The sequence below is a fragment of the Streptomyces sp. NPDC005962 genome (assembly GCF_040629205.1).
In the GTDB taxonomy this organism is placed as follows: domain Bacteria; phylum Actinomycetota; class Actinomycetes; order Streptomycetales; family Streptomycetaceae; genus Streptomyces.
In genome coordinates this window covers 85268-103047 of the sequence record NZ_JBEXVE010000023.1, presented here as the reverse complement: position 1 = coordinate 103047, position 17780 = coordinate 85268, and the positions used below count along the sequence as shown (strand labels likewise).

The 17780-nt window shown below is 70.6% G+C and carries 16 protein-coding genes and 4 pseudogenes; 11 read left to right on the top strand and 9 right to left on the bottom strand.

What is annotated here, in order from left to right; translation table 11 throughout:
• Positions 1 to 45: 45 nt before the first annotated feature.
• Together ABZ370_RS30900 and ABZ370_RS30895 are read right to left on the bottom strand one after the other, a co-directional pair.
• Positions 46 to 2577, bottom strand: coding sequence for an SdrD B-like domain-containing protein (locus ABZ370_RS30900; RefSeq protein ID WP_358627158.1), 2532 nt, complete (start codon positions 2575 to 2577; stop codon positions 46 to 48).
• 560 nt (positions 2578 to 3137) lie between these two features.
• The gene (locus ABZ370_RS30895) at positions 3138 to 3335 is read right to left on the bottom strand and encodes a helix-turn-helix transcriptional regulator (RefSeq protein ID WP_358627155.1); all 198 of its coding nucleotides are present in this window, start codon (positions 3333 to 3335) and stop codon (positions 3138 to 3140) included.
• A gap of 83 nt (positions 3336 to 3418) precedes the next feature.
• Between ABZ370_RS30895 and ABZ370_RS30890 the strand changes: the two genes are divergently transcribed.
• Together ABZ370_RS30890 and ABZ370_RS30885 are read left to right on the top strand one after the other, a co-directional pair.
• Positions 3419 to 4090, top strand: a complete 672-nt coding sequence (locus ABZ370_RS30890; RefSeq protein ID WP_358627152.1) for an HAD family hydrolase — start codon at positions 3419 to 3421, stop codon at positions 4088 to 4090.
• An 82-nt stretch (positions 4091 to 4172) separates the two neighbouring features.
• Entirely contained in the window at positions 4173 to 4304 is a 132-nt protein-coding gene (locus ABZ370_RS30885) for a hypothetical protein (RefSeq protein WP_358627149.1), read from the top strand.
• Positions 4305 to 4316: 12 nt separating this feature from the next.
• On the opposite strand, the gene ABZ370_RS30880 is transcribed toward ABZ370_RS30885, so the two are convergent.
• The gene (locus tag ABZ370_RS30880) at positions 4317 to 4973 is read right to left on the bottom strand and encodes a DNA-binding response regulator (RefSeq protein ID WP_358627146.1); all 657 of its coding nucleotides are present in this window, start codon (positions 4971 to 4973) and stop codon (positions 4317 to 4319) included.
• A 74-nt stretch (positions 4974 to 5047) separates the two neighbouring features.
• Between ABZ370_RS30880 and ABZ370_RS30875 the strand changes: the two genes are divergently transcribed.
• Positions 5048 to 5902 (top strand): oxidoreductase, encoded by an 855-nt coding sequence (locus tag ABZ370_RS30875; RefSeq protein ID WP_358627143.1) that lies wholly within the window; start codon positions 5048 to 5050, stop codon positions 5900 to 5902.
• 84 nt (positions 5903 to 5986) lie between these two features.
• The gene (locus tag ABZ370_RS30870; protein WP_358627140.1) at positions 5987 to 7315 is read left to right on the top strand and encodes a glycoside hydrolase family 11 protein; all 1329 of its coding nucleotides are present in this window, start codon (positions 5987 to 5989) and stop codon (positions 7313 to 7315) included.
• 20 nt (positions 7316 to 7335) lie between these two features.
• Here the strand turns inward: ABZ370_RS30870 and ABZ370_RS30865 are convergent, their stop codons facing one another.
• The 4 genes from ABZ370_RS30865 to dctA form a co-directional block, all read right to left on the bottom strand.
• Positions 7336 to 8439: a tartrate dehydrogenase gene (locus tag ABZ370_RS30865; RefSeq protein WP_358627137.1), complete on the bottom strand. Its 1104-nt coding sequence runs from the start codon at positions 8437 to 8439 to the stop codon at positions 7336 to 7338.
• Between the two features lie 112 nt (positions 8440 to 8551).
• A complete protein-coding gene (locus tag ABZ370_RS30860) occupies positions 8552 to 9469 on the bottom strand; it encodes a LysR family transcriptional regulator (RefSeq protein WP_358627135.1) in 918 nt (305 codons plus the stop codon).
• Between the two features lie 71 nt (positions 9470 to 9540).
• Entirely contained in the window at positions 9541 to 10140 is a 600-nt protein-coding gene (locus ABZ370_RS30855) for a glycerate kinase (protein ID WP_358627132.1), read from the bottom strand.
• Between the two features lie 30 nt (positions 10141 to 10170).
• A complete protein-coding gene (gene dctA, locus ABZ370_RS30850; RefSeq protein WP_358627129.1) occupies positions 10171 to 11544 on the bottom strand; it encodes a C4-dicarboxylate transporter DctA in 1374 nt (457 codons plus the stop codon).
• A gap of 186 nt (positions 11545 to 11730) precedes the next feature.
• Between dctA and ABZ370_RS30845 the strand changes: the two genes are divergently transcribed.
• The 3 genes and pseudogenes from ABZ370_RS30845 to ABZ370_RS30835 all read left to right on the top strand — a co-directional run.
• Complete coding sequence (locus tag ABZ370_RS30845) at positions 11731 to 12372, top strand: TetR/AcrR family transcriptional regulator (RefSeq protein ID WP_358627126.1); 642 nt, start codon at positions 11731 to 11733, stop codon at positions 12370 to 12372.
• A pseudogene (locus ABZ370_RS30840) lies at positions 12369 to 14126 on the top strand (alpha/beta fold hydrolase); the annotation flags it as partial. The gene ABZ370_RS30845 and the pseudogene ABZ370_RS30840, both read left to right, overlap by 4 nt.
• A 54-nt stretch (positions 14127 to 14180) precedes the next feature.
• Positions 14181 to 14309, top strand: a pseudogene (locus ABZ370_RS30835) (prevent-host-death protein); the annotation flags it as partial.
• A gap of 55 nt (positions 14310 to 14364) precedes the next feature.
• Here the strand turns inward: ABZ370_RS30835 and ABZ370_RS30830 are convergent.
• A complete protein-coding gene (locus ABZ370_RS30830) occupies positions 14365 to 14661 on the bottom strand; it encodes a GYD domain-containing protein (protein WP_358627123.1) in 297 nt (98 codons plus the stop codon).
• A 66-nt stretch (positions 14662 to 14727) separates the two neighbouring features.
• Positions 14728 to 15213: pseudogene (locus ABZ370_RS30825) on the bottom strand (ATP-binding protein).
• 167 nt (positions 15214 to 15380) lie between these two features.
• Between ABZ370_RS30825 and ABZ370_RS30820 the strand changes: the two are divergent.
• From ABZ370_RS30820 to ABZ370_RS30805, 4 genes and pseudogenes are all read left to right on the top strand, one after another.
• Positions 15381 to 16295 (top strand): helix-turn-helix transcriptional regulator, encoded by a 915-nt coding sequence (locus ABZ370_RS30820; RefSeq protein WP_358627293.1) that lies wholly within the window; start codon positions 15381 to 15383, stop codon positions 16293 to 16295.
• Positions 16252 to 16371 carry a DUF397 domain-containing protein gene (locus ABZ370_RS30815; protein WP_358627120.1) on the top strand — a complete coding sequence of 40 codons (120 nt, stop codon included), beginning with the start codon at positions 16252 to 16254 and terminating at the stop codon, positions 16369 to 16371. The genes ABZ370_RS30820 and ABZ370_RS30815 overlap by 44 nt, the downstream gene beginning before the upstream one ends.
• On the top strand, positions 16368 to 16622 hold the full coding sequence (locus ABZ370_RS30810) for a DUF397 domain-containing protein (RefSeq protein ID WP_358627117.1): 255 nt from the start codon (positions 16368 to 16370) through the stop codon (positions 16620 to 16622). The genes ABZ370_RS30815 and ABZ370_RS30810 overlap by 4 nt, the downstream gene beginning before the upstream one ends.
• 270 nt (positions 16623 to 16892) lie before the next feature.
• Positions 16893 to 17757: pseudogene (locus ABZ370_RS30805) on the top strand (hypothetical protein).
• Positions 17758 to 17780: the final 23 nt, after the last annotated feature.

Below are 17780 nucleotides of genomic sequence, written 5' to 3'. Positions count from 1 at the left end.
GTGCGGTCGCGGCCACTCTCGGTCGTTCACCGTCGCTCGGCTCGTTCAGTGTTTCCGGGCGCGATGCTTCCGGCTCATGAACGCGATGGCCAGACCCGCAGCCACCAGCAGACCGACGAGGCCGATGGTCTCTGGCAGCCCGGACATACCGGTGTGCGCCAGCGAACCCCTGCTCCCGCCGGCCGGGGCCGGATTGGCATTGGCAGGCGGCGCGCCCGACGGCGGCGACCACGGGCCCGGTGGTGAGGTCGGGGCCGGGGCCGGTGGTGAGGTCGGGTTCGCGGTATCGGTCGGGTTCGGGGTCGGGTTCGCCGTATCGGTCGGCGTCGGGGTTGGGGTCGGGTTCGCCGAATCGGTCGGGGTCGGCGTCGGGGTCGCGGTATCGGTCGGGGTCGGGGTCGGGGTCGGCGTTTCCTTCGGGATGTACACCCCGGCGTCGATCGTGTGATCGACCCCGCCCGGCTTGTCCGGCGCCGTGACAGGCGCGGAGCCGTCGCACAACTGCCCCGTGGTCGGCGGGGTCACATTGGAGTCATGCGCACGGTTGGCACCGGCTCGCGGGAGCGTGAACCGCAGATCGCTCGCCGGGGGCTGCTCGGGCACCTTGCTGGTGTCCGCGGTACACACGTCGAACCGCACCGTGTACTTCGCGCCCGGCGTGAGCTCGTACTCGGCGCCGACACCACCGAAGTAGTACTCGCCGGCGGCATCGGTCCTGGTCGTGGCGACCTGCCTGCCGTCCGCGTCCAGCAGGTCGATCGTCGCCCCCGGCAGCAGCACGTGCCCCGGGTCCTGAATGCCGTTGTGGTCGCCGTCGAACCACACGACGTTGCCGATCTGGATCGGCGCGTTCGCCGCCGCGTACGCGATGTCACCGAGCCCGCCGGCCTTGCCGAACCCGCCTTGTTCCCGGCTGACGAACTGGAACCCGTTGGCCTTCGGGTTGTTGCCCGGGCCCTGACCGGTCGTGATGTCGTGGTACCCGGTCCCCGAGGTCGCGACGTCGACGACCGGGTCGAACTCGGTGCTGACGACCCACTGCTGCTGCGGGATATAGGCCACCGATCCCAGCGCGGTCTCCTGGTGCGCGTTGGCGTAAGTGTCGCCCGGGAAGTATTCGACGACACCGGCGGGCTGGCCGCCACTGTTGGCGGGGGTGGCGTGGTTGGGGCAGCTCCCGGTGCCTTCCCACTGGTATTCACCGGTGGGAGTGGCGCAGACCATGGTGATGTCACCACCGGACATGCCGTTTTCGGCCGTGTCGTTCCCCGGGCGGGGGTCCAGCCCTCCCCAGCTGACCACGTCCATGAACCGGTCACGGAAACCCAGGATCATCGAGCCGTCGCGGCCGAAGGCGAGAGAGGCCAGCTCCGGCTGCGGATCGATGAAGACGCCGCCCGCCTTCCGGTCGTCCCACGTGTCCAGGCTGGTGTTCCACGGGTTCCAGTGGGTGGCCTTGTCGCCGGAACCGAAGACGCTGCCGCGTCCGTCCGTGAGCGGGTGGCTCAGCACCGTGGTGAACCGCTTGCCGTCGTAGGTGGAGACGAAGGCTTTCAGGTCCGCGCGCTGCTGGGTGCTCTCCGCGCTGCACACGCCGCCCACGTACAGCGTGTTGTTGTGGACCTGGAGACCGAACGGCCGCCAGTCGCCGGGGCTCGCGCACCCCGGGTCCGGGATCGGGACCGTCGCCTCGGGCTCCGCGGCGGTGGCCCCTGTCGCGTCGAAGCTCACCAGGCTGCGGGTCCGCAGGTTCACCGCGTACAGCGTGGAGCCGTCCTCCGACAGGGCCAGGCCACCGATGCTCTCCTTGCCCGGTGCGTCGGTGAACCCGGGGTCCTTGATCATGTTGGCGGTGTCGTGCGGCGTCACCGCGGCGTCCGGCACCCGCGCGAACAGCTCCGGCGCACCTGAGCCGTCGGCCGGCACCGTGTAGACCGCGCCTCCGCCCTGCGGCCCGTACGGGGCGTACCGGCGGGCGAACGCGCTCTGGAACAGCTGGGTCCGGTCCTTGTCGTACGCCAGCCCGAACGTCGTGCCCACCTGGTCCTGCGTGGCCAGCGTGTCCGGGCACCCCACATCGGTGGGACACGTGCCCCGGGCCTTCGTCCCGAACGCCACCAACGCCCGGTTGTCCGTCCCGTTGGCGCCGTTGTGGACCGGTACGAAGTACCGCGAGTCCGGCAGCGCGTAGTCGGCCGGGTCCCACACCCCTGTCACCACCGAGGCGTTCTTTCCGTCCGACACATCCACGAACGACGTGAAGCTGTTGAAGTGGTTCTCCGCCGTCGACGCGGGCGCCGCCCGCAGATAGTCGCTGTACGGCGCCGGGATGCTGACGTCGACGCGGTATTGGCCGCCGCTCAGCACCGCCGACTGCGACACCACGACCTTCCCGGTGGCATCCGTGACGCCGGTGACGACGTGCCCGGCGGGGTCGGAGATCTCCACCTTCATGCCCCGCTGCGGCACGTCCATCGTCGCGTTGATCACGCCGGTGCCGAAGAAGTCGCGCAGCACCTCAACCGTCAGCGTGCCGTCGGCGGCCGAAGCGGCGGCCGGTCCGGCCGTCGCTCCCATGACGCCGCCTGCCAGCAGGAGAACGGATAACCCTATGCGCGCCAGCGGCCCCGCGAGTCTGCGGGCCGACCGGCGCGAGTCTCTCCCGACTCGGTTCATGGCATCACACTCCACACTTCTCTTCTCATGAAAACGACCCCCGACGCGGAAAAGGAAAAGGGCCCACTGCTATTGCGTGGACCGCTTTGCGATGATCGTTTGAGGGCATTGCGGGCACGCCGTAAGCGCCGCGGGCCAGGAAAAGCGAACATGCGTTCAGGCCCTCGGTCGGCATCGCCTCGGATTGTGTGTTTTCGCAGCTCAACCAAGGCGCCCTCACCCCCACCGCCGACCTCACCGACCACCATCGCGAGCAGCGCGCGATATTCTATGCGCTAGAACCTCGCCGCCACCAGCAGAACCCCTGGCGTCCATGGGAATCCGCGACAGTCCCCGAGCGATTCACCTGCCAAATGATTGGCGGTGGCATCATATGTGGTACGTGAAAAGGGGATATCCGAACAACAGTGCTCCCCCTCATACTCTGTGGCTGCTGGAGGGACCTGTGCGCGTCCTTCGTCTCAGGTCGTCTGCCCGGCGAGCCTGCGCAGGGTCCGTGCGGCAGGTGATCCGATGGGTAACGAGGGCATCTTCAGACCGCGTTCGATCTGCGAGAGGTAGTCGGGCGAGATGCCGACGAGCCCGGCCACGACGTCTTGCCGCCGTTCGCCGCGAAATCGCCTGATCCTGTCGCCGATGGGCAGATCGGGTGCGACCATGCCTGCCTCCGTACGTATCCCCACTCAGCGTATGGTGCCCGTCACCAACAGGGGCCGGTATCCAACGATCGGAAGGCGGGACAGTGTCGCTGCTCGTGCTGTGGGACATCGACCACACGCTCGTGGATACCCGCGGTGTCGGCCGGGAGCTCTGGGCGGAAGCGTTCGAGGAGGTCACCGGCCAACCGATGCGGGAGCAGGCGAAGATCGACGGCTCGACCGAACCCGTCATTCTCCGGGAGACGCTGAGGCTGCACGGGCTGCCCGACAGTCGTGAACGGTTCGAGCTCTTCGCTCAGGCCCTCGGTGCGGCGCATGTACGGCGTGCCGCCGCGTTGCGCGAGCGCGGGCGCGCTCTCCCTGGTGCGCCGGCGCTGCTCTCCGCCCTGGCGGCGCGCGACGGCATCGTGCAGACGGTGGTGACGGGCAACATCCGTACCGCCGCCGAGATCAAGCTCGCCGCCTTCGACTTCGACCGCGACCTCGACTTGGCGATCGGCGCCTTCGGGGACGACGCAGACGAGCGCCCGGAGCTGGTGCGCATCGCCCTCGGGCGCGCGGGGGTGCCCGCCGAGTCCGCCGTGCTCGTGGGAGACACGCCGTCCGACGTACGGGGAGGGCTGGGGGCGGGCGTCCGCGTCGTGGGTGTCGCGACCGGGCGCACCAGCACGGATGAACTCCGGGCGGCCGGGGCCACAGAGGTGGTCGAAGACCTCTCCGATACGGAGCGGATGCTGAAGCTCCTGACCGGCTGAAGGCCGCAATCGGAAGCGCCCGAAGCATTCGACTTCCGATCCAACGCGTGCACATCCCCGAGGGACTCGTCGCCCTCCAGCAGTGGCAGCCCCGTCCACGGTCCGCATCAGAGAGCCGCCCTTCGCATTCATCGCCAAGGTGAAGGACTTCGCGGAGGTGGCCCGGCTGGTGCTGGACGAGGAAGGGACTGATCCGGCATCGCGCGCCTCATAGCGTGGGGCGCTCTCAGCCGCTGAGGCCCAGTTCGCCCGCGCGCATTCCGGCCTGGAAGCGGGAGTCCGCTTCGAGGGCGGTGAGGAGGTCGGCGACGCGGCGGCGGTAGGTGCGTACGGAGGTGCCGAGCTGCCTGGCGGCTGTCTCGTCGGTGGCGCCCGAGCCCAGGGCGCGGAGGATCGTGCGGCTCTCGGCGTCGAGGTGGGGCTGTTCGCCGCGGAGGAAGGCGTTGAGATCGGTGGCGGTCGTCCAGGCGGCGTCGAAGAGGGCGTAGACCGCTCCGACCAGGGTGGGGCTGGTGGTCACGGTGTACTCGCGGCCGCCGGGAGCGTCCAGGCCCGCGAGGATCGCGAAGCGGCGGTCGATGATGATCGTCTCGTGGGGAAGGGCGGTGGCGGCGATCCGCACCTGGCCGCCCTGCTCGACGATGTCGCTCAGGTGCTTGCGGCTGTACTCGTCGACCAGCGCGGCCGGGCTGCACAGCTTGCGGACCTGCTGCGTGCCGCCGTTCCGTACCCGGTCGCGGGCGGCCTGCCCGGGAGTGCTCAGGTGAGCGTAGGTAGTGAGATCGCGGACGGCGCAGAGGAACTCCTCGCGGATCGACGAGAAAATGTGCTGGGTGCGAGCGAGGAGCTCCAGGTCACCGCGGATCGTCAGGATCTCTGTCACGCGTCCATTGTGCCGCGCTGGCAGCAAGCTGCCACGGGTTCGCGGCCGGAGGCGGCGGCGCGGAAGCTGGGTTCATGAGCGATGACTTCCGCCTCGGCGGCGACCTGCTGATCAACCGCATCGGCTTCGGGGCCATGCGTCTGGCCACGAACAGCTTCTTCGGCCCGCCCCGCGATCCCGAAACCGGGCGTGCCGTCCTGCGCCGGGCCGTCGAGCTCGGTGTGAACCACATCGACACCGCCACCTACTACACCAGCGGCGACGGCTCCGTTCGGGCCAACGCCCTGATCCGCGAGGCCCTCCACCCCTACCCGGCCGACCTGGTCATCGCCACCAAGGTCGGACCGGTCCACAACGCCGACGGCAGCCTGACCCCGACCACCGACCCCGCCGTGCTGCGGCCGATGGTCGAGGAGAACCTGGAAACGCTCGGGGTGGACCGCCTCGACCTGGTCAATCTGCGCATCGGCCTCATGGAGACGCCGCACGGCGAATCCATCGCCGAACGCTTCGAGGCGCTGGCCGCGATGCGTGAGGAGGGCCTGATCCGGCATCTCAGCCTGAGCAACGTCGACACCGGCCACCTCGCCGAGGCCCGTGCGATCGCGCCCGTCGCGGCCGTGCAGAACAACTTCCACGTCGGCAACCGCGGTGACGCCGAGCTGCTGGCCGCCTGCGAGGAGGCGGGCATCGCCTACGTGCCGTTCTTCCCGCTGGGCGGCGGTACGAGCGACCTCTCCGATGACCGCATGGCCATGGTCGCGTCGCGGCACGGAGCCACGGTTCCGCAGATCGCGCTGGCCTGGCTGCTCGCCTCCTCCCCCGTCACCCTGGCCATTCCCGGCACCGGCTCCCTCGGCCACCTGGAGGAGAACATGGGCGCGGGGTCGATCACCCTCACCCCGGAGGATCTGTCGGACCTCGCCTGAACCGACCGGTAAACCCTCGGAAGCTTTCGTGATTCTTTCCGGAAAGCGGTTGACTGTTGATGTGAGCAGATCAAAACTCCGCGTATGGAGAAGACACCGGCGAGTCGCAGACGCGGACGCAAACGCGGTCGATCAGGGCTGCTGGGCCGTTTAAGGCTGCTGATCAGCACTGCCTGTACGACGGTGCTGGTCACCGTGGCCGCGATGGCCCTGCCCGGCACCGCCCACGCGGACACGGTCATCACCACGAACCAGACCGGGACCAACAACGGCTACTACTACTCGTTCTGGACCGACGCGCCCGGAACCGTCTCCATGAACCTGGCCTCCGGTGGCAGCTACAGCACGTCGTGGCGCAACACCGGGAACTTCGTCGCGGGCAAGGGCTGGAGCAAGGGCGCGCGCCGGAGCGTGACCTACTCGGGCACGTTCAACCCGTCCGGCAACGCCTACCTGGCGCTCTACGGGTGGACGTCGAACCCGCTCGTGGAGTACTACGTCGTCGACAACTGGGGCACGTACCGGCCCACGGGTACGTACAAGGGCACCGTCACCAGCGACGGCGGTACGTACGACATCTACAAGACGACGCGGTACAACGCCCCGTCCGTCGAGGGCACGCGCACCTTCGACCAGTACTGGAGCGTCCGGCAGTCGAAGCGGACCGGCGGGACGATCACCACCGGCAACCACTTCGACGCCTGGGCGCGCGCCGGGATGCCGCTGGGCAGCTTCAGCTACTACATGATCCTCGCGACCGAGGGCTATCAGAGCAGCGGCAGCTCCAACATCACGGTGAACGGCGCCGGTTCGGTCGCCGGAGCCCGGCGGGCCTGCTCCGGGTACGTCGGGCTCACCTTCGACGACGGCCCGACCGGCAGCACACCCGCCCTGCTCGGCGCGCTCAAGCAGAACGGGCTGCGGGCCACGATGTTCAATACGGGCCAGAACGCCGCCGCCAACCCGGCCCAGGTGCGGGCCGAGGCCGACGCCGGAATGTGGGTCGCCAACCACAGCTACACCCACCCGCATCTGACCCAGCTGAGTCAGGCGCAGATCGACTCGGAGATCTCCCGGACGCAAACGGCCCTCGCGAACGCGGGCGGCGGCACCCCGAAGCTGTTCCGGCCGCCGTACGGCGAGACCAACGCGACGGTGAAGTCGGTCGCGGCCAAGTACGGCCTGACCCAGATCATCTGGGACGTCGACTCCCAGGACTGGAACAACGCCAGTACCGACGCGATCGTGCAGGCCGCGGGCCGACTCACCAACGGGCAGGTCATCCTCATGCACGACGGGCCCGCCAACACGCGCGCCGCGATCCCCCGCATCGCCCAGGGGCTGGCCGCTCGCGGCCTCTGCGCCGGGATGATCTCGCCGCAGACCGGCCGCGCCGTGGCCCCCAGCGCGTAGCCTCGCCTCGTAGGGAAAGGTCAGGGGCGCAGCGCTTCGATCAGGGCCTTCGTCACGTCCTCCGTCGTCGCGGTGCCGCCCAGGTCGCGGGTGAGGATGCCCGCGGCGGTCGTCGCCTCGATGGCCTTCCGCAGGCGGTCCGCGGCGGCGGGCAGGCCGAAGTGGTCCAGCATGAGGGCCGCGCTGCCGACCGCGCCGATGGGGTTGGCCAGGCCCTGGCCCGCGATGTCGGGGGCGGAGCCGTGGACGGGCTCGAACATGCTGGGGAAGCGGCGCTCGGGGTTGAGGTTGGCACTGGCCGCCAGGCCCAGGCTGCCCGCCAGGGCGCTGCCGAGGTCGGAGAGGATGTCGGCGTTGAGGTTGGAGGCGACGACGACCGACAGGTCCTCGGGGTGGAGGACGAACTTCGCGGACATCGCGTCGACGAGCACGCTCTCCGTCTCCACGTCCGGGTAGTCGGCGGCGACGCGCTTGAAGACGTCGTCCCACAGGACCATGCCGTACTGCTGCGCATTGCTCTTGGTGACGGACGAGACCTTGCGGCGGGTACGGGTGCGGGCCAGGTCGAAGGCGAAGCGCATGACGCGTTCGCAGCCGACCTCGGTGAACAGGGCCGACTGGACGGCGACTTCGCCGCCCGGGCCACGGGCGGAGAGGTTGCGGCCGCCGAGTCCCGCGTACTCGCCCTCGCTGTTCTCCCGGACGACGACCCAGTCCAGCTCGGTGTCGTCGGCCTTGCGCAGGGGGCTTTGAACACCGGGCAGGAACTGCACGGGGCGGACGTTGGCCCACTGGTCGAAGCTCTGGCAGATCTTCAGGCGCAGGCCCCACAGGCTGATGTGGTCGGGGACGGTCGGCCAGCCGACGGCGCCGAAGTAGAGGGCGTCGAAGTCCTTGAGGCGGTCCAGGCCGTCGTCGTCGATCATCTTGCCGGTGCGCTCGTAGTACCCGCAGCCCCAGGGGAACTCCTCCCACGCGAAGGCGAAGGCCTCGTCGGCGTTGCCGGACGCGCGGGAGTCCTCGGCCAGCGCGTCCAGGACGGCGCGCCCCGCGGCGACGACTTCCTTGCCCACGCCGTCGGCGGGGATGGCGGCGATACGGAACGTACGGGGGGCGGCGGTCATGGATGCCTCCGACTCGCTGTGGTGGGGTGGGTCCGAGTCAACACAGGGCGGTCGTGGCGCGTCCAAGACCTGCTTTCGATGCGACGTATAGGCGTGGCCGATGGGTCGCGCGTCAGTCCGTTCCGCGTATGTCGCGCGCCCGCCGGGCGGCCAGTGACCCGGTGAGGGCGAGGAGGGCCCGGGCGGCCGGGGTGAGGTGCGCGGGCAGGCTGACCATCGCCACGTGCAGGTGGGCGGTCGGTTCGAGGGGCGCCACCGCCGCGCCGCAGCGCCGGGCCAGCCGGGTCCAGGAGGAGGGCAGGACGGCGGCGCCGACCCCGGTGAGGACCAGGGGCAGGATCGACGTCCGGTGATCGACGACGGTCACGATCTGCGTGCCGGTGCCGCCCGCGGTCGCCGTGATGTCGTCGACGATGCTGCGCATCAGGCTGCCGGTGCGGGACGCGATGAGCTTCTGGCCCGCCAGGTCCCCGGGCCGGATCGTGACCCCGTCCTCGATCGCCCCGCCGGGCGCGGCGACGACGACGAACGGCTGGTCCTCCACGTGCAGGACGTCCAGCCCGGCCGGGTTCACGGGGCTCGCCGAACCCAGCAGGCCCAGCTCGCAGGCGCCGCTGCGTACCAGGGACAGAACCTCGTCCGGGGTGAAGGCGGCCTGCGTGCTCACCGTCACGGACGGGTGCAGCTCGGCGAAGCGGTGGATGAGGGTGGTGAGGGGTTCGATGCCGGGCGAGGGCATGGTGGCGACCTCGACCGTCCCGCCGTGCAGCCCGGCGAGCCCGGCGGCCGTGTCGCGTACGGCGGCCAGGTCCCGCAGCACGCGGCGGCTGGGCTCCAGCAGCTCCGCGCCCGCCTCGCTGAGGACGACGCCCCGGCCGACCCGGTGGAAGAGGGCCACCCCGAGGTCCGCCTCCAGGGTCGCCATGGCCTGCGACAGCGACGGCTGAGCCACGTGCAGGGCGGCGGCGGCCTTGCTGAAGCCGCCGTGCTCGACGATGGCCAGGAAGTACTCGAGCTGCCGGGCGTCCACGGTGTCTCCCGGGTCCGTCGGTTGTGGTCTGCGGGTGCGGCTGCGGCTGCGGCTGCGGCTGCCGGGTCAACCTATCCGTCCCCGGGGCCGCTACCCGATCCAGCGGTCGGCGGGCAGCCGCGCGGACAGTGCGCTGTCCAGTTCGCGTATGTCGCTCGCGGTCGAGCCCTGCTGGGGCCGTAGGCGGCGGCCACGCCCGTCGCTCCGAGCAGCGGGCTCTCCACGTCGGTGGCGAGGACGAGGCCGACACCGGCCAGTGCGGCGCGGGCCGCGGCGAGGTCGGCGATGCGGAGGTCGGCGAGCCCCCGGCCGCCGGGGCGATCGGCGTGCCGTCCGCGCGGGCCAGCACGGCGCCGAGGGACTGCAGCAGCCCCGCGCCGCCGCCGGTGGTGGCCACGCCGCCGAGGGCGAGGACGACCGTGTCGCCGCGACTGGTGGCGGTGAGCGGTGCCGGACGGCCGTACGGCCGTCCGGCAGCACGCCGAGCCCCGCAGACAGCTGCGGCTTCGACGACGACCGTACGGGGACGGGCGCCGGTACAGGCGGGGGTGCCGGTACAAGCGCCCGCACCGCGGCGTGCACCGCGACGCGCGACGCGACGCGCGGGCCCGGTCGGGCCGGTCGCCGCGACCGTCTCCCGGGCTGAACCGGCCCGAGCACGCGGCAGCCATCAGCTTGCCCGGGCGATCAGCACGGCACCCTCAGGGCGCCGCCTCGGCGGTGTGCGGGGCTGGCGCCACGGGCGTCGCCCTCGTGGGTTGCGTCTCCGTCGGGGGCTCGCCGCCCTTCCCGGCCAGCACCGTTCGCGCCCGCGCCACATCCAGGCCGTTCTCCCAGCGGGCGACGAACAGGGTGGCTACGGCGTTGCCGAAGAAGTTCACCAGCGCCCGGCACTCCGACATGAACTTGTCGATGCCGAAGATGAGCATGATGCCCGCCGCGGGGACGTGTCCCGCCGTCGACAGCGTCGCGGTGAGCGCGATGAAGCCGCCGCCCGCGACCCCCGCCGCGCCCTTGGACGTCAGCAACATCACGGCGAGCAGCCCGAGTTGCTGCGGGATGGACAGCGGCGTGTCCGTGGCCTGAGCGATGTAGAGGGTGGCCAGGGAGAGGTAGATCGCCGCGCCGTCGAGGTTGAAGCTGTAGCCGGTCGGGACGACCAGGCCGACCGTGGACCGCTCGACGCCCATGAACTGCAGCTTGCGCATCAGCCCCGGCAGGGCGGGCTCGGCCGTGGACGTGCCGAGGATCAGGAAGAACTCCTCCTTGAAGTAGCGGATGAGCTGGAAGATGTTCAGCCGTACGTACGCGGCGAGCACACCGCCCAGCACCACCACGACGAACAGGGCGGAGGTGACGTAGAAGAGCAGGATCAGCGAGCCGAGGCTGGTCAGCGTGGACAGGCCGAACTTCCCGATGGCGTACGACATCGCGCCGAACGCGCCGAGCGGCGCGGCCTTCATGACGAAGGACAGCACCTTGAAGACGACCTCGGTCAGCCGGTGGACGCCCGCGATGACCGGCTCGCCGACCTGCCCGACCGACTTCACCGCGATCCCGAAAATCACCGCCAGGAAGATCACTTGGAGGATGTCGCCCTCGACGAACGGCCCGAAGAAGCTGCTCGGGACGATGCCCGTCAGGAACTCCCACCAGTGCTGGTGCGCGCCCTGCTCGATGTACTGGCCCGCGTCGCCCGAGGCGTTGAGCGTCGACGGATCGGCGTGTACGCCGTCGCCGAGCCGGAAGACGTTGATGGCGACCAGCCCCGTGAGCAGGGCGATGACCGTGCCGACCTGGAAGTACGTCAGCGCCTTGATCCCGGTGAGCCCGACCTTCTTCAGGTCGGCGACTCCGGCGATCCCGCCGATGATGGTCAGGAACACGATCGGCCCGATCAGCATCTTCATCGCGGTGATGAAGGTCGTGCCGATCGGCTCCATGTCCGTGGCCAGATCCGGCCACCGCCAGCCCAGGACGATGCCGATCACGATCGCCACCAGCACCTGGATGTACAACTGCCGGTACCACGGTTTCGCTGCGGCTCGCGCTTCTGGGTCCGGGGTATGCGTCATTGCAGCCTCCCTGATCGCGCGATACCGAGCCCGATCGGTCCGCGCCAGCTTGCGCCACAGTGAACCGGGCCACAGCTCAGGGGGTCCACGACCAAAAATCGATGCCCCGTATAGGCGGGGCCTATCTTTTCCGCGCCCCGATGCCGATGCCTAGAAAATATGTAGACCGGTCTATAGTCTGATGCCATGACGGGAACCAAGGGAGCCATGACCAGCGCGCGGCTGGCGGAGTCGATGCTCGAACTGATCCAGCGGAACGGCTACAGCGGCACCGGGCTCAACACGGTGGTGGAGCACTCGGGCGCCCCCAAGGGGTCGCTGTACTTCCACTTCCCCCAGGGGAAGGAGGCGCTCGGGGAGAAGGCCGTCGAGCTCGCGGCCGCGCGGTTCGGCTCTCTCGTCGCCGACTCGGCGCTGGAGTCGGGATCGGCGTCGGGATCGGCGTCGGCGTCGGCCACGCCGGGCGAGGTGGTGCGCCGCGTGATCGACACACTGGCCGGGATGCTCACCGACAGCGACTTCCAGCTCGGATGCCCGGTCTCGGTGGTGACGTTGGAGATGGGCGCGCGGAGCGAGCGGCTGCGGGACGCCTGCGCGAACGCCTTCGAGTCCTGGATCGGGCCGGTGGCCGAGTATCTCGTCGCGCACGGCCGCCCTCGCCCCGACGCCCGCGCCACGGCGACCGCCGTGGTCAGCATGGTGGAGGGAGCGGTGATCGTGTCGCGTGCCCAGCGGTCCACCGAGCCGCTGCGGTGCGCCGCCCGGGCCCTCGCCGTACTGCTGGACGAGGGCGACAAGGGTGACGAGGGTACGGAGGCCTCAGCATGAGCGCGGTCGAGAAGCGGCACGCACTGGTGCTGGGCGCGACCGGCTTCCTCGGACGCCATCTCATCCTCGCGCTCGGCCGGGCAGGCGCCCGGGTGAGCGCGGCCTGCCGGAGCGACGAGTCCAACCGGCGGCTCGTCCGGTGGCTGGCCGAGCACGGGCACGACGAGGCCCCGGCCGACCTCCGGGTCGACTTCGCGGCACCGTCGCTGATCCGGGGCGAGTGCGACGACGTCACCGAGGTCTACAACTGCGCCGGGGCCTACCGGTTCGGGATGTCGGCGGACGATGCCCGCCGCGCCAACGTCGACAGCGTCCGCGCGGTCGTCGCCTTCGCGGCGCGGCTGCCGCACCTGCGGCGCCTGGTGCATGTCTCCGGGTACCGGGTGGGCGGGCAGGACCCCGTCCTCTGGAGCGACGAACGGAGGGCGGCGGCCTACCGGGCCCTCGGGCCCTACGAGGCGTCCAAGGCTGAGGCGGACGCCGTCTTCCAGGCCACGGCGGACGAGTTGGGCGTTCCCTGGTCCATCGTCAGCCCGGCCAGTGTGATCGGGGACAGCGTCACCGGCGAGTCCGACCAGTACGTGGGGCTCGCGTCGAACGTGAAGGACCTCTGGCGGGGCTCCCTCATGGCGCTGCCGGGGGACGCGTCCACGTTCGTGCCGGTGGTCGCGATCGACTACGTCGCCCGGTTCATGGCCCTGCTTCCGGTGGACCAGGCCGCCGAGCGCGCCTCGTACTGGCTGCTCGACGACGACACGCCCCCGCTGCCCGACCTGCTCACGCTCATCGCGCGGCACTACCGGATGAAGCCGCCCCGCGTGCGGATTCCCGTGTCCCTGGTGAAGCGACTGCCCCGGCGGCTCACCAGGGCCGACCCGGAGACCCTGACGTTCCTGTCGAGCGACCGCTACCCCACCGGTCCGGCGCATGCCTTCGCCGCCCGCCACGGCCTGGCCATGCCGGACGCCGCCACCACGATCCGCCGCTGGGCCGACCACCTGGCGGCGCACCGTTTCGGCGACGCCCCGGCGGCCCGCACGGATGGCAGGCGGTTCACCACCCCGGGCGGGATACGGACGTTCGAGCTGGGCGAACCGACCGCACCCGCCGTAGTGCTGCCGGGCCTGCCGGTCAACGCCGACACCTGGGCGCCGGTCGTCACGGCGGTCGGCCGCGCCCGCGCCGTCGACCTGCCCGGGCTGGGGATGAGCGGCGGGCACCGCGACGACTGGCCGTCGTGGCTGACCGCGCTCATGACCGAGACCGGCGCCCGCCACCTGGTGGGCCACTCCATCGGCGCCGCGGCCGCCGTCGAGGCCGCGGCCGCCCATCCCGCCGCGGTGGAGCGGCTCACGCTCGTAGCGCCGTACTTCCTCCAGGCGCGCCCGGCGCTCACCACCCGGTGGGCCGCGGCGACCCGCCGGTACCTGAGCCACGTATCCCCCGAGGCGCTGTCCAGGCGCCTCACCGGCGACGCGACGCACGCGGCCGCGCTCCGGTCGAGCGTGGCTGACCTTCGCCGCCGCCCCGTCGCGGCGAACGTCTCCCGGCTCCTGGCCGCCGCCGCGAAGCCGCGGTCGCGGGAAGCGCTCCGGGCCACGCTGCGGCGATACCCGGGGCGGGTGCACGTCATCGTGGGCTCCCACGATCCCCTCACCCCCGAGGGCCGGGCCCTGCTGGACGCGCTGCCCCGCGCCACCGTGACGGTCGTCGAAGGCGCGGGCCACCATCTCCAGCTGACGCACCCGGAGGCCGTGGCGCAGGCCATCGATGAGCGCCGCCCCCTGAGCGACACGAGTGCCGTCGGGCGGCGGTTCGTCCCACGCGCGGAGTTCGCGGCGATGTCCCGCCCGGCCCCGGACATCTCTCCGGAGGCGTTCCGCGCCGACCAGGACTGCGCTGCTCAGCAGGGACAGGACGACCCCTATGGCCGTTGAATACGCCGAGCGAGTACTTCACGACAGGCAGACCGGCGGGGTGAGGCCGGAGCCCTCAGGCCGCCGCCTTGGCGATGATGCCGCCCATCTCCTCTCGATCGAAGGCCCGCAGGGTTGTGCAGCGGACGTTGCCCAATCCGCTGACCTGCAAGGATGCCGCGGTGGCGGTTTCGTCGTCGGGTGCCTCGATGGTGCAGACGATGTCGTACGGACCGACGGTCCACTGGAAGTCCCTGAGCTTCACCCCGAGCTTGTCCAGCGCCGCCGTGAAGGCCTCGTAGCGGTTCGCGGTGTCCTTGTAGGCACGGACACCCTGATCGGTCCAGTTCAGCAGGATGATGTAGGTGGACATGGCCCTCACCTCCTCACCTCAATTCTGAGGAGCTTTGGGCGCAGACGCACGTCGCAGAGAACGCGGTCAGTGAGGAGGCTCCCCCAAAGCGCACTCCGCCCACACGGTCTTGCCGACCGGCACACGGGGCGCCGTACCCCAGCGGGTGGCCAGCAGCTCGACCAGGAGCAGGCCACTGCCCGACTCGGCATCGGGGTCGGGATCGGGCGAGGTGGTCGGCGGCCTGAGCGGTAGGCGCTCGTCGCGGGTGTCCGAGACCTCTATGCGGATCGTCTGCGTCGGCGTTGTTGCTCGCAGGGTGAGGCGGAGACGGAAGTCCCGTCCGGGGACGCGGCCATGGCGTACGGCATTGGACGCCAGCTCAGCCACCAGCAGGCCCACCGTGCAGGACGTGTCCGACGCGGGCGGGTAGCCTCACTCCGCCACGTGCCGTACGGCGCCCCGCCTGGCCAGCCGTGCGCCGCGGGGCGTCGAGGGGAACTGCGCGGTGAGTTCGCGGTACTTCGGTTCCTCGTCCGGCGTGGTCGTCGTCTTCAGCACGGTGTTGTCCATTTCCGTCCGTCGGCCTTTCGATCGACTCGCAGCGTGTGCGAGTCGTGACGTTCCGCACCCAAGGATCGGGTGGCAGGTCTACGCTCGAAAGGCCACGAAACCCTACCTTCCAGGCTGTAAGGAACGGAAGTGATGTTTTGGCCAAAGAAGTTGATCCTCGCGGGTCGATCGCGGGGCTGTTCGGGTCGCGTGTCCCCAGACTCCGCATGGCCGCCGGGCTGACCCAGGCCGAGCTGGGCAAGAAGACGCATGTGGTGAGCACCCGGATCACCCAGATCGAGCGGGCCTCCGGGGCGAAGCCGACGAAGGCGCTGAGCAGAGCGCTCGACGCGGCGCTCGGGGCGGACGAGTTGCTGGTCGACCTGTGGCCGTACGTGCACCGGGAGGCGTTCCCGGACTGGTCGCAGGCGTTCATGGAGCGTTCGGCGCGGGCCGTGTCCATCAGGCAGTACGCGTCGCACGTCGTGCCGGGCCTCTTACAGACCCCTGACTACGCTCGGGCCGTCTTGAGCGTCGGTCTGTCGCTCACCAGTGACGAGCAGTTGGAAGAGCGAGTGGCCGCCCGGCTCAATCGCCAGGAACGGCTCACTTCGCCCGAGCGCCCGGAGCTGTGGATCATCCTGGATGAGGCGGTGTTGCGACGTCCCGTCGGTGGCCGAGCCGTCATGCAGGAGCAGTTGGTCCGGCTGCTGGAGGCAGCCGCGGAACCCCACATCACCGTGCAGGTGCTGCCGTTCGAGCAGGGTGAGCACGACGTGATGGGCGGTTCCATGACGGTGCTCACGTCGCCTGACGATTCGGAGGTGGCCTACACCGAGGGCGCTCACTACGGCCAACTCATCGAAGAACCAGACGACGTCGAGCGCTTCGCACTGTCTTACGATCGGCTGCGGGCAGCATCGCTGCCTCCGCTCATGTCGCTCGACATGATCCGATCCGTGATGGAGGGCTACCACCGTGGAGCGAGTGTCCCGTCCCGATCTGAACGGCGCCGCCTGGCGCAAGAGCAGCTACAGCAACCAGGAGGGTGGCGACTGCGTGGAGGTGGCCGACGGCATTCCCGGCGTCGTCCCCGTCCGTGACAGCAAGAACCCCCAGGGCCCGGCGCTCGTCTTCCCGGCGGCGTCATGGGCGGCGTTCATTGGTGAGTTGACGTGAACCCCGCCGTCTGGCGCAAGAGCAGTTACAGCAACCAGGAGGGTGGCAACTGCGTCGAGGTGGCCAGCGCCTCCTGGCGTAAGAGCAGCCATAGCAATCAGGCCGGTGGCGACTGCGTCGAGGTGGGCGACGGCGTGGCCGCTGTCGTTCCCGTCCGTGACAGCAAGAGCCCTGACGGGCCGGTGCTGGTCTTTCCTGTGGGCGTCTGGGGCTCCTTCGTCGGCGAGTTGAAGTTCCGCGACCGGTTCTGAGGGCGCCGGGTGTCGGTCGGTGTCGGGTTTTGCGGTCTGCCGGGGCCTCGTGCGCGGGGGCCGGTGGGCCGCGAACTCCCCTTAAGAACCGGGGGAAAGAACTCCCGCCCACCCACCCTCCCCGCTGCGGTCACTCGTACGGGTGACCGGCTTGCGAGGGCGGCATGGCGGTCGTTACGTTCGCCGCAACACAACCGCAAAACGACGGCCCCCGCCGGGACGGCAATCCCGATCGAGGGCCTGACCGATCAGGAAGAAGTAGCTTCCCGAATGGCTGAGCCGCAGTCTAACGCGCATGCGCGCGCCGACGCCGGAGCACCGACCTCCGGCGTGATCCACATCCGTACCCGCCTCACCGCCGAGTTCACCGTGATCGCCAACGCCCTCGCGCAGCGGCGCGGCAGCGCGGTCACCATCCGGCGTCGCGGCTTACATCCTGTCCCTCCCCGACGGCGCTCCCGTCAGCATCGCCGCGCTGTGTGCGCACTTCACCGAGGGCGAGATCCTGATCTCGCGGGCGCTGAGGGAGCTGGAAACCGCCGGATACCTGGTGCGGCGGCGGGAGCGCGGGCCCGGCGGGGTGATCCGTACCCGGACCTACTTCTACGACGTACCGGGCGGCGGAACGCCCACCCCGCCTACCCCGCCCGCCCCCGCACGTAGCGCGAAACCGGCACCCGCGCCCGAGCCGGAAGCGGCCTCTGAAGCCGTCCCCGCCGAGACGCCTTCGCTCGCCGACGCCGACGAGCGGGCCGTCACCATCCTGGCCTCGTTGCGCATCGCCGATCCGCGGCTCATCCTGTCCCGTCGCGAGGTCGCCGAACTCGCGCCCGCCGTCGGGCAGTGGCTCGCCGCCGGGGTGGGGCCCGCGCAGATCACCGTCGCACTGACCTCCGGGCTCCCCGACCGCCTGCGGACCCGCCCCGCCCGCATCCTCGCGTGGCGCCTGAGCGAACCGCCCCTCCCCGCGCCGACGCCGGTCGCCGCGCCCAAACCACTCCCCGCCCTCCCCTGGCGGAACTGCGACGGCTGCGAACGCGCCCTCCGCCCCGCCGCGCCCGGCAAGCTCTGCCTCGAATGCCGAACCGCGGCCTCCGCTTCCGCCTCCGGCGAGGAGCTGAACGCGGCATGTTGAGCCCGGGGACCCAGCGCCGTTCG

What these genes read in the sequence shown, in the direction of transcription:
- ABZ370_RS30900 (WP_358627158.1), bottom strand. Translation starts at nt 2,577, where the DNA reads ATGGGAGCGACGGCCGGACCGGCCGCCGCTTCGGCCGCCGACGGCACG.
- ABZ370_RS30895 (WP_358627155.1), bottom strand. Translation starts at nt 3,335, where the DNA reads ATGGTCGCACCCGATCTGCCCATCGGCGACAGGATCAGGCGATTTCGC.
- ABZ370_RS30875 (WP_358627143.1), top strand. Translation starts at nt 5,048, where the DNA reads ATGAGCGATGACTTCCGCCTCGGCGGCGACCTGCTGATCAACCGCATC.
- ABZ370_RS30870 (WP_358627140.1), top strand. Translation starts at nt 5,987, where the DNA reads ATGGAGAAGACACCGGCGAGTCGCAGACGCGGACGCAAACGCGGTCGA.
- ABZ370_RS30865 (WP_358627137.1), bottom strand. Translation starts at nt 8,439, where the DNA reads ATGACCGCCGCCCCCCGTACGTTCCGTATCGCCGCCATCCCCGCCGAC.
- ABZ370_RS30855 (WP_358627132.1), bottom strand. Translation starts at nt 10,140, where the DNA reads ATGGCTGCCGCGTGCTCGGGCCGGTTCAGCCCGGGAGACGGTCGCGGC.
- dctA (WP_358627129.1), bottom strand. Translation starts at nt 11,544, where the DNA reads ATGACGCATACCCCGGACCCAGAAGCGCGAGCCGCAGCGAAACCGTGG.
- ABZ370_RS30845 (WP_358627126.1), top strand. Translation starts at nt 11,731, where the DNA reads ATGACGGGAACCAAGGGAGCCATGACCAGCGCGCGGCTGGCGGAGTCG.
- ABZ370_RS30830 (WP_358627123.1), bottom strand. Translation starts at nt 14,661, where the DNA reads ATGTCCACCTACATCATCCTGCTGAACTGGACCGATCAGGGTGTCCGT.